This is a genomic window from Acinetobacter sp. 24-47-39 (assembly GCF_056783825.1).
In genome coordinates this window covers 68,099-82,157 of sequence record NZ_JBWYIP010000008.1, presented here as the reverse complement: position 1 = coordinate 82,157, position 14,059 = coordinate 68,099, and the positions used below count along the sequence as shown (strand labels likewise).

Annotated in this window: 14 protein-coding genes; 7 read left to right on the top strand and 7 right to left on the bottom strand. The window is 39.1% G+C overall.

Annotation, left to right across the window (positions count from 1 at the left end):
• Nucleotides 1–78: 78 nt before the first annotated feature.
• The gene (locus AC1M9C_RS08770; protein WP_481596173.1) at nt 79–1,065 is read right to left on the bottom strand and encodes a lipase family alpha/beta hydrolase; all 987 of its coding nucleotides are present in this window, start codon (nt 1,063–1,065) and stop codon (nt 79–81) included.
• Nucleotides 1,066–1,102: 37 nt separating this feature from the next.
• Nucleotides 1,103–2,143, bottom strand: a complete 1,041-nt coding sequence (locus tag AC1M9C_RS08765) for a lipase secretion chaperone (RefSeq protein WP_481587367.1) — start codon at nt 2,141–2,143, stop codon at nt 1,103–1,105.
• A gap of 146 nt (nt 2,144–2,289) precedes the next feature.
• Between AC1M9C_RS08765 and truB the strand changes: the two genes are divergently transcribed.
• The 3 genes from truB (at nt 2,290) to AC1M9C_RS08750 (ending at nt 4,582) form a co-directional block, all read left to right on the top strand.
• On the top strand, nt 2,290–3,195 hold the full coding sequence (gene truB / locus AC1M9C_RS08760) for a tRNA pseudouridine(55) synthase TruB (RefSeq protein WP_481587366.1): 906 nt from the start codon (nt 2,290–2,292) through the stop codon (nt 3,193–3,195).
• A 12-nt stretch (nt 3,196–3,207) separates the two neighbouring features.
• Nucleotides 3,208–3,975 carry a sulfite exporter TauE/SafE family protein gene (locus AC1M9C_RS08755; protein ID WP_035264281.1) on the top strand — a complete coding sequence of 256 codons (768 nt, stop codon included), beginning with the start codon at nt 3,208–3,210 and terminating at the stop codon, nt 3,973–3,975.
• Nucleotides 3,976–4,123: 148 nt separating this feature from the next.
• Nucleotides 4,124–4,582, top strand: coding sequence for a hemerythrin domain-containing protein (locus tag AC1M9C_RS08750; protein WP_035264279.1), 459 nt, complete (start codon nt 4,124–4,126; stop codon nt 4,580–4,582).
• A 38-nt stretch (nt 4,583–4,620) separates the two neighbouring features.
• On the opposite strand, the gene AC1M9C_RS08745 is transcribed toward AC1M9C_RS08750, so the two are convergent.
• The 3 genes from AC1M9C_RS08745 to serA form a co-directional block, all read right to left on the bottom strand.
• Nucleotides 4,621–5,499: an EamA family transporter gene (locus AC1M9C_RS08745; RefSeq protein WP_481587365.1), complete on the bottom strand. Its 879-nt coding sequence runs from the start codon at nt 5,497–5,499 to the stop codon at nt 4,621–4,623.
• A 113-nt stretch (nt 5,500–5,612) separates the two neighbouring features.
• Nucleotides 5,613–6,482 (bottom strand): EamA family transporter, encoded by an 870-nt coding sequence (locus tag AC1M9C_RS08740; protein ID WP_481953548.1) that lies wholly within the window; start codon nt 6,480–6,482, stop codon nt 5,613–5,615.
• A gap of 135 nt (nt 6,483–6,617) precedes the next feature.
• Complete coding sequence (gene serA / locus AC1M9C_RS08735) at nt 6,618–7,850, bottom strand: phosphoglycerate dehydrogenase (protein ID WP_035264273.1); 1,233 nt, start codon at nt 7,848–7,850, stop codon at nt 6,618–6,620.
• Nucleotides 7,851–8,202: 352 nt separating this feature from the next.
• On the opposite strand from serA, the gene AC1M9C_RS08730 reads away from it, so the two are divergent.
• Together AC1M9C_RS08730 and AC1M9C_RS08725 are read left to right on the top strand one after the other, a co-directional pair.
• Nucleotides 8,203–9,615, top strand: coding sequence for an FAD-binding oxidoreductase (locus tag AC1M9C_RS08730; RefSeq protein WP_481587363.1), 1,413 nt, complete (start codon nt 8,203–8,205; stop codon nt 9,613–9,615).
• A gap of 179 nt (nt 9,616–9,794) precedes the next feature.
• Entirely contained in the window at nt 9,795–10,154 is a 360-nt protein-coding gene (locus AC1M9C_RS08725) for a hypothetical protein (RefSeq protein WP_481587362.1), read from the top strand.
• Nucleotides 10,155–10,215: 61 nt separating this feature from the next.
• On the opposite strand, the gene AC1M9C_RS08720 is transcribed toward AC1M9C_RS08725, so the two are convergent.
• Nucleotides 10,216–10,944 (bottom strand): YoaK family protein, encoded by a 729-nt coding sequence (locus AC1M9C_RS08720; protein WP_481587361.1) that lies wholly within the window; start codon nt 10,942–10,944, stop codon nt 10,216–10,218.
• A gap of 305 nt (nt 10,945–11,249) precedes the next feature.
• Between AC1M9C_RS08720 and AC1M9C_RS08715 the strand changes: the two genes are divergently transcribed.
• Both AC1M9C_RS08715 and craA read left to right on the top strand, forming a co-directional pair.
• Nucleotides 11,250–12,131 (top strand): pirin family protein, encoded by an 882-nt coding sequence (locus AC1M9C_RS08715; RefSeq protein ID WP_481587360.1) that lies wholly within the window; start codon nt 11,250–11,252, stop codon nt 12,129–12,131.
• Nucleotides 12,132–12,302: 171 nt separating this feature from the next.
• The gene (craA, locus tag AC1M9C_RS08710) at nt 12,303–13,526 is read left to right on the top strand and encodes a chloramphenicol efflux MFS transporter CraA (protein WP_481587359.1); all 1,224 of its coding nucleotides are present in this window, start codon (nt 12,303–12,305) and stop codon (nt 13,524–13,526) included.
• A gap of 30 nt (nt 13,527–13,556) precedes the next feature.
• On the opposite strand, the gene AC1M9C_RS08705 is transcribed toward craA, so the two are convergent.
• Nucleotides 13,557–13,847, bottom strand: coding sequence for a DUF3817 domain-containing protein (locus AC1M9C_RS08705; RefSeq protein WP_179998758.1), 291 nt, complete (start codon nt 13,845–13,847; stop codon nt 13,557–13,559).
• Between the last annotated feature and the right edge of the window lie 212 nt (nt 13,848–14,059).

Below are 14,059 nucleotides of genomic sequence, written 5' to 3'. Positions count from 1 at the left end.
ATTTTGTCGAGAGTCGCTGATGGTCGGAAAAGCTATTCTGATGAATAGCTTTCCATTTAACTGCGCTATTTTGTGCGTCTAGAGTCCTGTCAGTTTCAAACGATTGGCATGCTGGCGATAAAGTGAAATAGGATCTGGGGCAAATAAACCTTTGAGACCGAACATCATATTAGCTAAATCGGTATGATTTAGTTTGTAATCATCACGAATCACACGTCCAATATGCGTGCTACAGCGCCCAACCATGCCATCATTATCTTTATTGCCATACGCTAAAGGCCCTAGCTGCATTAAAATGGTATCGATATCTAAGAGGTTGGTGGTTTGTGCAACACCAGTCCAAGAATAATAAAAGATTCCGTTGTCTATTGGGCTGCCTAAACGAGTACAACTTGACGCGAGAGCTTTTGTTGGAAAACGTTCATTAAATGCAGCAGAGCCTGTTTCAGTTAATGATTTCATCGAAGCATCAAAGCTGATCGGCATATCAGGACGACCTTGTGCATAAGCAATTAATGGGGGAATGATGTAATCCCCTAAAATATTAAATATTGTTCGAGTTGCTTCATTATTTTGAATTTTATCTGCGACCATAGAACCTCTGAAAGTCCCTCCTACACCAGTAACAGACGCAACATAGTCGGGTTTTACTGCTGCAACATAACGCACAGTCGGTCCGCCGTGCGAATGACCAATCAGATTGACCTTTTTCTGCCCAGTGATCGCAATTACTTCTTCAACCTGAGAAATTAATTGTTCTCCTCGAAATTCAGTCGTATGAGCAGGTGAGAGTTGTGCTGCAAAAACGCGTGCACCATTGCGCGATAGATCAGGTAAGATTTGATACCAATAGTCAATATTGAATGTTTCATTGCCTATGCGAGACCAGCCTAACCAACCGTGTGTCATCACAATAGGATATTTGGTTTTTGCATAACTACCGATCTTTGTCTCATTTACTTCGAGTAATCCCGGACCTGCGTGGGCAGTGAATGAGCTTGATAAGCATAGCGTTGTGACGAATGCTAACGTCGTAGGTATCAATTTAAGTTTTAAGTTTTTCATCGTTCTTCCCTGTGAATGAATGTGTTCCTTGAAAAGATTAATCGGCAAAAGGAAGTTGACCGCCTTGATCATGAACTTGCTCGAATGTTTCTACCCGAAGTTGCTCTTGTGAATTATTAAAATGTTGAGAACGGAGGCGTTGTACAGCTTCCTGCTTTGCACTAGGACTCATATTACTTTTTACAATGCTGTCACGCTCAGACAAATATTGATTGACTTTGCTTTTCCAATTTGAGCGCTGTCCATCAAGATTTTCTAGACGTTGTGTTGCTTCAGGACCCACTAAGCTGAGACGCATTTGACGAATTTCTTCTGCGCTACCACCACGTGCTTTAATTTCTGCAGTTAATTGACGAAGATCTTCGAGTTGAGAAAGTTGTTTTAAATTTTCTTTCCAATCTTCAGGTAGATCATTGAACAGTTCTTTTAATTTATCGGCTTTTTGTTTTTCAGATAAATTTTTATCCTCCATAACACTCATGCGAGCCAAGGTATAATCATGATATTCATCTTCGATACCAAATAAACCTTCAATTTCATAGTCTGAAAAAAATTGTTTACGCAATGATTTCATCTGATTAAAAATAGCTTTGTAATACTGCGCACTATCTTTGTCATGGTTTGGTGGTGTTAGGTCACCCATTTTTTCACGATATTGAACATAACGTGACCATAAATCTGTCAGTTGACCTAGTAATGGTTCTTGATAGGTGCTTTGAGCAAATTTAATAAAATCAGCCTTGATTTGCGGAATCTCTTTTTCACCGTATTGGGTAATAAAAAACTCAAAACAGTTCTTAGTATTTTCATTCACAATCAAACGGTTGGCATTATCGGTTTGGATTTGACAATTGATTTGAATATCTTGCTGACTTTTACTTGCAAAGCTAGAACCATTCACGGTTGTACTTTGTTGTAGCGCCATATTTTCTGATTGAATTTCGGCATCTTGTGCTGCTCGTTGTGAGTTTTCAGCAGATTCAGCTGAGTCAGGTTTCAACCATTGAAAGAGAAGGAATAAAACGATCAGACACGCTACAATCAGCAGTGTAATTTTCAATTTAGCTTTTGAATTCATTTCACATCCTATGAAATCATTTAGTTATTATTAATGGTGTAGAATAATTTGCCACAAATGTCACATTTTATGCATAAAAATTTAATCAATATTCGATAAATGGATTTGATAAAATAGCAGTATTTTACTGATCTGAATATTATCTAATGTCTGCTAAATCTCCAAAAATTACTCGACGTCATATAAGTGGTGTATTTCTACTCAACAAACCTTTGGGGATTAGCTCAAATGCAGCATTGCAAAAAGTGCGTTGGCTCTATCGTGCTGAAAAAGGTGGTCATACTGGCGCTTTAGATCCATTAGCATCAGGCTTACTCCCGATTTGCTTAGGTGAAGCGACCAAGTTTTCACACTTTTTATTGGAATCCACTAAACGTTATCAAACGACGATTCAATTGGGAAATAGTACAACTACAGGTGATGTCGAGGGTGAAGTTTTGCTCGAGGCACAATCGATTGAACTTAACGAAGATAAAATTCAAAGCGTGATTCAGCAATTCGTTGGAGACATTCAACAAGTTCCTCCAATGTATTCTGCTTTAAAGAAAGAAGGTCGTCCTTTGTACGAGCTGGCACGTAAAGGAATTGAAATCGAACGTGAGGCTCGTCCAATTCATATTTTTGCCATTGAACTGATGTCTTTCACTCAAGATTCAATTACTTTGGATGTGACATGCTCAAAAGGAACGTATATCCGAGTATTGGGTGAGGATATTGCTCAAGCTTTAGGAAGTTATGGGCACTTAACATATTTACATCGTATTCAAACTGGGCATTTTGGTATTGTGCCAGAGTACACTATTGAATATTTAGAAAGTCTAACTGAACAACAACGTGAAGCATTATTGTTGCCTGCTTATGCGCCTGTCGATCATTTTCCAAAGGTTCAAGTACCAGAAGGTCGTGCAGAATATTTCTGTCGTGGGATGGAAAGTAATATTGATCATCCTGCCGAATCTCAAGTCCTCGTATTTGATGAAAAAAAGTGTTTAGGTTTAGCTGAAATTACTGATAAAAAACGTCTAGTTCCTAAACGTGTATTAAATTTATAAGCGAACTCAATTATGGAATTAGACATCATCCTCAGCCTGATTTTTTTTGCATTTTGCGCAGGCGCGATTGATGCAGCAGTCGGTGGTGGTGGTCTCATTCAGATTCCAGCATTGATGAGTGCTTTTCCTCATATGGCGCCAGCAACATTATTTGGCACCAATAAGCTAGCTGCGGTTGTTGGAACAGCAACATCCGCGTGGACTTTCGCTAAAAAAGTTAAGTTTGAATGGAAGTTATTACTGGTGGTGGCGATATGTGCTGCCATCAGTTCTTTTGCGGGAGCTGCCAGTGTTTCTATGATTCCGAAATCAATCTTGCAGCCCTTTGTCTTGGTGATGCTGATTGTGATGGCAATTTACACATTGTCAAAGAAGGAGTTTGGACAGGTTCAGATTGCACAAACGGTAAACACTAAAATTCTGATCTTGGCTGGAATAGGAAGTTTGGCGATTGGGTTTTATGACGGATTATTCGGTCCGGGAACGGGAAGTTTTTTTATTTTTTATTTTATTCGATATTTACAAGTCGATTTTTTGCATGCAGCAGCTTTGGCCAAGATTGGTAATGTGATGACCAATTTAGCCGCTCTTACATTCTTTATTCCTGCAGGCCACATTTTATTTGCAGTAGGTGCCATGATGGCTGTCGCTAATATGATCGGCTCGATTGTCGGGGTGAAGTTGGCGCTTAAATACGGTAGCGGTTTTATTCGTATTCTGTTTTTAATTCTACTATCTATTTTAATTGTTCGATTAAGTTATCAGATGTTCTTAATGTAAACCATTCTCAACATTAAACTTTTTTATACAAATCGCTTCTTAAACCTATCTCTAAGTTATCGCCTAAGCTCTTATAGTAAGTTGAGTGTTTTGAAGATCATTCAAGTTTTTCTTTTTTCAAATCATATTTATAAGACAGGATAACAAGATGAATATTTTTGAAGCTTTACGTGAAAGTCATGATGTTCAACGTGAACTTGCTGAGAAGCTGGTTCAAACTTCAGGGGACACGCCAGAACGCCGAACATTATTTGAGCAGCTAAAAAATGAATTGTTTGCTCATGCAGTGGCAGAAGACCGATACTTCTATATTCCACTGATGATGACCGATTCAGGTTTGAATATTACGCGTCATGCATTAGCTGAACATCATGAAATGGACGAATTACTTGAGCAACTCACCGAAACTGAATTCAGTAATCCAGGATGGTTAGCCATCGCGAAAAAATTGTCAGAAACCGTGCATCATCATCTTGAAGAAGAAGAGCATGGCTTTTTTCAGCAAGCAGGAAAAATTCTAGAGGATAAACAAAAGGAGAGTTTGGCTAAAAAATATCAAACTGAATATAAGAAATATAAGAAATTAGATAAAGACAGCTTGGTTTAACCCCATGATAAAAAAAGATGGCATGTGCCATCTTTTTTTTATGTTTCTATGCCATGTGATTTCATTCTAGCAGCGCGATAAGTAACACCAATTGATGCAATCATAATACAACCCAAAGCAACGGCTTGTAATAAGGTAATGTGTTCATTCAACAGTAACCAACCTGTCAATGCACCTAATGCTGGTGACAAACTTGATAGCGTTCCATAAGACATTTTACTTAAATTCTTTAATGCCAATAAATCCAATGCATAGGGAATGGCTGTAGCCAAAAGCGCAATGACGATGGCTTGTGGCCAATATTCAAATTGAACTAATGCGGATGGATTATGAACCATACTGATCGGTAATAATGTCAACGCTGAGAGGACGATTGCAATGCTGAGAGCATGCATGCCGATATTCTGCCGAACGACTTTCTGTCCAAAATAAATATAGAATGCCCAACAAATGCCTGCACCAATGGCCATAGCAGCACCAAGATATGAAAAGTTAGTCGCATTGGCATCTTGCCAAGGCACCATCAGCACTACACCGAAAATTGCCATGATGACCCAAATGTAATCACTTCGATGTTGGATTGACAGTAAAGCCAAGGTGAGTGGTCCTAAGAACTCAAGTCCTACTGCAATCCCTTGCGGTAGTTTTCCTAATGATGCATAAAACAAGACATTCATCAAAGCGACTGAACCACTATAAAAGAGAAGATCTTTCCATTTTAAGTAAGGAAGGCGACGAAGAATTTTCCATGAACGGAACATCAATACAACCATAATTGATGCAAAGCATAGACGTAAAGTGACCACAGTAAATGGATCTAAAACTTCAAAAAGCTGCTTTGCGAAGGATGCACTAATTTGATAGGCGATCATGGATAAGACCATGAACAGCACGGCAGTGAGTTGAGCATTTGGCATTGGGAAAACGAAGCCGAATTAAAAAGAGTGAGACTGCTCAAATTTTAACATTATTATGATGACCACAGTGCTTCAATCCATCATGGAAAACGTAGTTTAAATTAAGTATGAGATCATTTTTGTTTGGCGTGTTGAGTGGTATAGGTGCAGCCAATTGAGGCACAAATGATGGTAAACAATGCTAGCCATTGATTCCATAATAATTGCTCACCCAAAAATACAAACCCAGATAATGCGGCAACAGCTGGTTCAATACTCATCAGGGTACCGAAACTTAATGCTGTTAGATTTCGTAGTGCAATCATTTCTAAAGTAAAGGGTAAAGCACTGGCGAGTAACGCTAAAGTGATGAATAACATTAGATGATTAATTTCAAATACGCTTGCTGGCAAGCCGATACCGAGGGCGATCGGCATGAGAATGATACTTCCAACAAACATGCCTAAACATACGGTGTGATTACCTGAAACTCCCGAAGGCCGCTGACCAGCAATAATATAAAGTGCCCAACATGCGCCAGCTGCCAACGCAAAAAATACACCAAGTAAATCCAAAGGTTGTTTGGCTTGGTCAAAGGGAAATAAAAGGATCATTCCAATTATGGCCAAACCAACCCAAATAAAATCAAACTTTTGACGCGCATAATATAAAGCCACACTGAGTGGACCAATAAATTCAAATGAAACTGCTAAACCGAGTGGAAGACGATCAATAGCAAGATAGAACAACATATTCATGCCAGCTAAAGCGACACCATAACTGACAATGGCTTTCCATTTAATTTGTTTAAATTGAATTTTCCAAACTTGAAAAATAAGCGCCAAAATCAAAGCACTAAATGTCAGACGTAGAGCTGACACAGTAATGATCGGGAATTGTTCAAACAAAACTTTTGCTAATGAACCACTACTTTGTAGACTGATCATGGCGATCAATAACAAACCGAGTGCTTGTAACTGCGGGTTTATTTTTAACAAAGACATGGTTTTAAATGTATGGTGGTTAGATTAGAAAGGGATATCTTTCATCTAAGTTGGCGGAGCTAACGTCAACTCAGATGAGACACCATAAAAAAACCACAGCTCGAAAAAGCTGTGGTTTTCCAAACGTATTAGAGATTAGAACAATACGCGAGCGCGGATTGTACCTTCTACGTTATGAAGTGTATCAAGTGCTTCAGCAGAAGCTGTAGCATCAACATCCATGACTAAATAACCCACATCGCCTTTGGTCATAAGAGACTGACCAGAGATGTTAATGCCGTGTTCAGCAAACAGGTTGTTGATTTTAGACAACACGCCTGGAATATTTTTGTGAATGTGAAGTAAACGGTGTTTACCTTCAGTCAACGGAAGCGCAATTTCAGGGAAGTTAACTGCTGACAATGTCATACCTTTGTCAGAGTAAGCAACGAATTTCTCTGCAACTTCTAGACCGATGTTTGCCTGAGCTTCCATCGTAGAACCACCCACATGCGGTGTTAAAATCACGTTCGGGATATTACGTAGTGGAGAAATAAACTCTTCACCGTTCGCTTTAGGCTCTTTCGGGAATACGTCAACAGCAGCACCAGCCAAATGACCTGATTTCAGAGCATCAGCTAAATCTTCAATTACTACACATGTACCACGTGCAGCATTGATGAAGATTGAACCTTGTTTCATCTGAGCAAATTGCTCTTTGGTCATGAAATTACGTGTAGAAGGAACATCTGGCACGTGTAGTGACACAACATCAGCATTTGCAAGAAGTTCGCCCATTGAGCCAACTTGACGAGCATTACCTAAAGGTAATTTTGTTACTGTATCAAAGTAAATCACTTTCATACCCATGCTTTCAGCAAGTACAGAAAGTTGTGAACCAATTGAACCGTAACCCACGATACCTAAAGTTTTACCACGTGTTTCAAATGAACCTACTGCAGATTTGTTCCAACCACCTGCATGTGTATCTGTAGATTTTTCAGGTACACGACGAAGGAGAAGAATAGCTTCAGCTAATACAAGTTCAGCAACAGAACGAGTATTTGAATATGGTGCGTTGAACACTGGAATACCACGGCTCATTGCAGCATTTAAGTTCACTTGGTTTGTACCAATACAGAAACAACCGACCGCGATCAATTTATTCGCAGCTTCAAAAACTTCTTCAGTTAATTGTGTGCGCGAACGAATACCGATGAAGTGAGCATCTTTAATCGCTTCTTTCAGCGCTTCACCTTCAAGCGCAGTTTTACGATAGTCAATGTTGGTGTATCCAGCAGCATTCAAAGTGTCGATTGCGTTTTGGTGAACGCCTTCTAACAATAGGAAACGAATTTTATCTTTAGGCAAAGAGAGATGTTGGCTCATTACGGCTCCGCTACAAAGGCCAAATTTAGTGGCAGTATGATAGCATACGTGAGCATGCTATATACATTTCCTTTATGACTTGAGCTATGGATATTTTTGCAAAATATAGTCCTTATCAGACAAACTGCGGTTGAATTAACTGCATCATATCTAAGTAACATTCGCAAAATGTCTGATTTTATCGGGGTTTCATGGGAAAATGCTTTATAATGCACAATCGTGAAATTGACTCATCCAGTCGTGGTGATATTTTCTTCACATTCGCTTAACAAATACGCTTTTAAAATCTTGATTAAAGGTTTGTTTTTTAAGCAATCTACAACTTGTATCTTTCTTGCTAGGTCTGCAAACGATGAATGCTCCAGTTGCTTTAACCCCAGAGTTATTGACTCAATTAACGTCAATTGTTGGTGAAAACCGTATCAAAACTGATGCGGACAGCCTACAAAATTGGGGACGCGATCACACTAAACATTTTGATCCAAACCCATCAGTCATCGTTTTTCCTTCGACGACTGAACAAGTTCAGGCAATTGTGAAACTAGCAAACCAATTTAATGTTGCTGTGACACCATCAGGTGGTCGTACGGGTCTTTCTGCAGGTGCTGTCGCTGCTAACGGTGAAATCGTGGTCAGCATGGACAAGATGAACCAAATTTTGGAATTCTTCCCAGCAGACCGTATGGTGCGTGTACAAGCAGGTGTGGTCACTGAGCAACTTCAGAACTATGCTGAAGAACAAGGTATGTATTATCCAGTTGATTTCGCTTCAGCTGGTTCATCACAAATCGGCGGTAACATCGGTACTAATGCAGGCGGTATTAAAGTCATTAAATACGGTATGACACGTAACTGGGTACTCGGTTTGACAGTGGTCACTGGTAAAGGTGATGTGCTTCGTTTAAACAAAGGCATGATCAAGAATGCGACAGGTTATGCGTTGCAACACTTATTTATTGGTGGTGAAGGTACGTTAGGCTTAGTGACCGAAGCGGAAATTAAACTTGAGCGTCAACCACAAGATCTACAAGTGATGGTGCTCGGTGTACCTGACTTTGATGCAGTGATGCCAGTTCTTCACGCGTTCCAAGCGAAAATTGATTTAACTGCGTTCGAGTTCTTCGGTGAACTTGCGATGCAAAAAGTATTGGCAAATGGTCACGTGCAACGTCCATTTGAAACCGAATGCCCATTCTATGTATTGCTTGAGTTTGAAGCGCCATTTGAGCCAATTATGGACAAGGCAATGGAAATCTTTGAGCATTGTATGGAACAAGGTTGGGTACTTGATGGCGTGCTTAGTCAAAGCTTAGACCAAGTAGAAAGCTTATGGCGTCTGCGTGAAGATATTTCTGAGTCAATCGCACCATTTATCCCATACAAAAATGATATTTCAGTGCTCATCACACACGTACCTGCATTCATTAAAGAAATTGATGCAATTGTTGCTGACAATTATCCTGACTTTGAAATTTGCTGGTTTGGTCATATTGGCGATGGTAACTTGCACTTAAATATCTTAAAACCTGAAAATTTAACCAAAGATGAATTCTTTGCGAAATGTCAGGTGGTGAACAAGTATGTATTTGATACTGTGAAAAAGTATGATGGTTCAATTTCTGCGGAACATGGTGTGGGTATGACGAAGAAGCCATATCTTGAGTACACACGTTCAGCTGAAGAAATTGAATATATGAAAGCACTCAAACAAGTATTTGATCCAAATGGGATTATGAATCCAGGGAAGTTATTTGATTTGAATTAAGCAAATCCCAAACAGCACTTCGGTGCTGTTTTTTTTATGCCAGCCAAAGGATATCGAGTGATATACATTTGATCCTGAAAAAAATAGCATACATATCTGTTCTTTTTTGTCACAACAGTTCAGAACATCATATGTAAAAGATCAATGGCGAACTGAGTAATACAATGATGATGAAAATAATGACCACAGTTGGTCTAGTTAGCATGATGCTCACGGGGTGTGCTACTACGAAAAATGTTATTTCTAAAGTACATGGGAATGACACTCCTTTAGAGCAAGTCATGAAGCTACATCCTGAATTACGCAATGAACTTGCGACTGTTGAATTACGTCAGTATTTCAATCGTGTCGAAGCACCGACCGTAGCAGAAGTCAAAGTGACACAAACAGGCTTGATGGATGACTCAATTGCTGCCGAACGCTTTATCTATAGTTTTAAATTGAACGATGGTAAATGGCAGCAAGTGAATAAGAAAACTGAATACAAATGTGTGCGTGGAAAAAATACAAAATCTTTCCAAACCGCGCTTTGTCCATGACATCAGACCAGAAATTCGGTTTAAAAAGGCATAGTGAGTTATGCCTTTTTTATTGCGTGCATTATTGAGTCGAATAAGGATGAGCAGACGAGAAGCGCCACTCACGATAGCAAATATAGCCCATCGCTAAAATGGGAAAAATCATACATAAGAAGCCAAACAACATATAAGTAATCGCACCTAATATTGCACCTGAACTGAAGGATAAAATAGTCGGTAAGATTTTTAGAATATTTTGTTTGGCAATTTGTTTGCGTTCTTCTGATACATGAGGCGCCCCATAAGCAATAGTACAATCAATGGTCAGTTGAGCAAGATTGCCCGTCATTAAGGTTGAGGTAGCCATTGTAGATAGTAATGTTCGGATAATGGCATTTCGAATTCCCATTGCAGCAATGCCCAATGTTGCGGTAAGTACTGCGCCAAATTCTGCCAAAGTATAAAAGGGGCTGAAATTAAGTCCCGCCAGCATGAAGAGCGTTAACAGTATTGTCTCTGCAATAAAGAACCCAAGTAAGATGTTCGGATACTTGTCTTTCCAACGTTGTTCACACCACGCAGTAATACCAATCGTAAATACGAAAATGCCAATAAAAAGAGCCCACAGTCCTAATCCTCCCAAGATCGTTTCTTTGCCTGCAGTCACGATATAGCCAGTAACATGATTGGTATAAATGCCAAATAATGAAATAAATCCAACGGTATTTAGCCAACCACCGACGAGCGATAGAATCGAAGCTTCATGATGATGTCGCCAGCGATTTTTAATTGGTATGTAGCATTTTGACATAGTTCTAAAAGCTCAAGGTGCACTGAGAGATTACATCGACAAAACAAGTGTTTTATCGAGTCTGCAGATCCTTTGCTTTGTGGAATAAATCCACATGAACATTAAGTAATTAAAAATTTCATATTGATCATTGGTGAATGTTCAGATTAGATGATTTCTAACATTTTATATGTTTCAAATTGCATCAAATTTTGATGACAAAAATATTTCAATTGATAAAACACAACTGAAAGCATCATAAAATTAACGTAGAGGGAAATCTAAAACCGCATTAAACTAAAGTCATTCAATAAATAAGATAAAAAATGAAAACACTCGCTTTTATCCATCGTAACGACAGTCATTTTTCAGTTGGAGACTTTAATCCGGTCGTGTCTGTTTTTTCACACTATGAACTCGGAAATACAGTATCCCCATTTTTACTTCTCGATCATATTGGTCCTAGTACGTTGAAACCCTCTCAACTGCGTAAAGGTGTTGAAGAGCATCCGCACCGTGGTTTTGAGACAGTCACTTTTGTGTATGAAGGTGAGTTAGAGCATTGGGATTCGCAAGGTGGTGGAGGTGTTATTCAGAAAGGTGATGTACAGTGGATGACAGCTGCATCAGGCATTATTCATAAAGAAAAATTTAGTGAGTCATTTTCCCGAGAAGGTGGACGATTTGAAATGATTCAGCTTTGGGTGAATTTGCCAGCAACTGCAAAAAAATCGAATCCGCGTTATCAAAGCTTACTCAAATCTAACATCCCAGTTGTAGATTTAGCTCATGATGCGGGTACTGCGCGTGTCATTGCTGGTGCCTTTATGCAAGTGCAAGGACCAGCATTAGTCCACAGTCCTTTGCTGGTTTTGGATTTGGATTTAAAAGCAGGTCACACACTCACATTACCAGCAGGGCATTTGGATACCACACTGATGTATATGCGCCGTGGTAAAGTTGAATTTGGCATAGATGATGAATTGCTGACTGATCAGGGAATGGCGGTGTTTTCAAGTCATGGTGAAAACGTTGAATTCACCACATTGTCTGATAGCAAAATTTTATATCTCATGGGGCAGCCGCTGAACGAACCTTTAGTCGGGCGTGGTTTCTATGTCATGAATACGCAAGATGAGATTGTTGAAGCGATTGAGGAAATGAAGCATGGTACTTTTTTGAAAAGTCATGCAATTGATGCCAAATGATGTCAATGTTTGGGTGAGAAATTGATTTGCGATAAAGATTAAATTTTCGTTTAATTTTCAGACTTTGTTTCGCAATTCAGGGTTACAAAAACGCAAAACTTTGTCATGGCATTGTGATGCATTTCACGTAAACTACGCTTCCAAAAAAATATTCAAACATGTGAAAAAAACATGCAAAAGGTGAGTAAAGCAACCTTAAGTCGGGCAACAATTATGTTTCCTTTGGCATTGGTGCTCTTCGAATTTTCAGTCTATATCTGTAATGATCTTGTACAACCTGCGATGCTTACGATTACACGTGAGTTTGGTGTAGGCAGTGAGTGGGCGCCATCATCCATGTCTTTCTTTTTATTGGGTGGAGCATGTTTGGCGTGGTTTTTAGGACCGTTATCAGATCGCTTAGGTCGTAAAAAAGTACTCCTTGGTGGTGTTTTCTTTTTTGTGGTCTGCTGTTTGCTCATTTTATTCACCCAGTCTATAGAGCAATTTCTTGCATTTCGTTTTTTACAAGGGATTGGGCTGACCATTATTTCAGCAGTGGGTTATGCTGCCATCCAAGAAATTTTTGAAGAAAGAGATGCGATTAAAGTCATGGCTTTAATGGCGAATATTTCATTGATCGCACCATTACTTGGTCCTGTGCTAGGCGCATTTATGATAGACCATGTGTCTTGGCATTGGGGTTTCATTGGGATTGCCTTTTTAGCAGCCTTAAGTTGGTTTGGTCTTAAAGCAAAAATGCCTGAGCAGTATTTGAGTATTCCAAAGCAACCATTAAGCTATGTATGGGATGACTTCAAAGCCATTTTTAAAAATAAAAAATTCATGGGCTTGGCTTTGTCAGTACCCATGGTCTCAATTCCACTAATTTTGTGGATCGCCATGTCACCTGTAATTTTGGTCGAACAGCTCGGTCTGACCAATATGCAATATGGCTATGCACAGGTGCCTGTATTGGGTGGTTTAATTATTGGAAATATTGTCCTGATTCGCGTCATTGATCGCTATGCAGTAGGAAAGACCGTGGTAGTTGCATTGCCGTTGATGTTGGTTGGAACGCTTATCGTTTTGGCAGGTGCGATTTGGCAGGATTATTTGTTATGGTGCTTAATTATCGGTATGACCTTAATCAGTTTTGGTGAGGGCTGCAGTTTTTCTGTGCTTTATCGTTTCAGTTTAGATGCATCTGAGGTATCTAAAGGAACTGTTGCTGCCGCAGTAGGCATGATTATGATGATTGCATTCTTTGTTGTGATCGAAATTGTACGCATTATGTATGAATCTTACGGCACGATGGCATATGCATTGGCTTGTTTTATCCTTATTGCACTGTGGTTTAGTGCTCCAAGAAAAATTGTTCATCAGATCATGCAAGAAAGAGCCACTTCAGCATAAAAAAAATCCTCCTTGTGGAGGATTTTTTAATCATTGTATTTGTTCGAGATGTTTGAGTTTACGATCAAAAATAAAAGGGGCAAAGGGTAGAACGGAAGCTATCAGCCCAAGAATAAATACATTGATAGACCACTTTTGCTTCTCGCATACCACAAATAATACGACTAAAAACAACACAAATAGAACGCCATGTCCCATGCCAATATATTTCACATAAATAGGCTGATCTAACATATATTTCATTGGCATGGCAAAAAAAAGCAGTAGTAGGAATGAAATCCCTTCAAGTAAACCAATAATACGTAAGGACTTAATATTCATTCTCAAACCCCACAAAAGAAGACATCCTATTTTACCTAATCGTTGTTGTAGCAAAGTTAGAATCTATGTGGACTAGATCGCATTGTTTAAGGGAAATATAATTTATAATAATCGTTTTTTATGATAGTAGATTTAAAAATAAGCTAATATGTCAATCATGTCTATAAAGATGAATATGAAGTGATACTCACAACATTTTATAGATCATCAGC

Coding starts and splice junctions, on each gene's coding strand:
- AC1M9C_RS08730 (WP_481587363.1), top strand. CDS start 8,203: ATGAATGCTCCAGTTGCTTTAACCCCAGAGTTATTGACTCAATTAACG.
- AC1M9C_RS08715 (WP_481587360.1), top strand. CDS start 11,250: ATGAAAACACTCGCTTTTATCCATCGTAACGACAGTCATTTTTCAGTT.
- truB (WP_481587366.1), top strand. CDS start 2,290: ATGTCTGCTAAATCTCCAAAAATTACTCGACGTCATATAAGTGGTGTA.
- AC1M9C_RS08755 (WP_035264281.1), top strand. CDS start 3,208: ATGGAATTAGACATCATCCTCAGCCTGATTTTTTTTGCATTTTGCGCA.
- AC1M9C_RS08745 (WP_481587365.1), bottom strand. CDS start 5,499: ATGCCAAATGCTCAACTCACTGCCGTGCTGTTCATGGTCTTATCCATG.
- AC1M9C_RS08705 (WP_179998758.1), bottom strand. CDS start 13,847: ATGAATATTAAGTCCTTACGTATTATTGGTTTACTTGAAGGGATTTCA.
- serA (WP_035264273.1), bottom strand. CDS start 7,850: ATGAGCCAACATCTCTCTTTGCCTAAAGATAAAATTCGTTTCCTATTG.
- AC1M9C_RS08725 (WP_481587362.1), top strand. CDS start 9,795: ATGACCACAGTTGGTCTAGTTAGCATGATGCTCACGGGGTGTGCTACT.
- craA (WP_481587359.1), top strand. CDS start 12,303: ATGCAAAAGGTGAGTAAAGCAACCTTAAGTCGGGCAACAATTATGTTT.
- AC1M9C_RS08765 (WP_481587367.1), bottom strand. CDS start 2,143: ATGAATTCAAAAGCTAAATTGAAAATTACACTGCTGATTGTAGCGTGT.
- AC1M9C_RS08720 (WP_481587361.1), bottom strand. CDS start 10,944: ATGTCAAAATGCTACATACCAATTAAAAATCGCTGGCGACATCATCAT.
- AC1M9C_RS08770 (WP_481596173.1), bottom strand. CDS start 1,065: ATGAAAAACTTAAAACTTAAATTGATACCTACGACGTTAGCATTCGTC.
- AC1M9C_RS08740 (WP_481953548.1), bottom strand. CDS start 6,482: ATGTCTTTGTTAAAAATAAACCCGCAGTTACAAGCACTCGGTTTGTTA.
- AC1M9C_RS08750 (WP_035264279.1), top strand. CDS start 4,124: ATGAATATTTTTGAAGCTTTACGTGAAAGTCATGATGTTCAACGTGAA.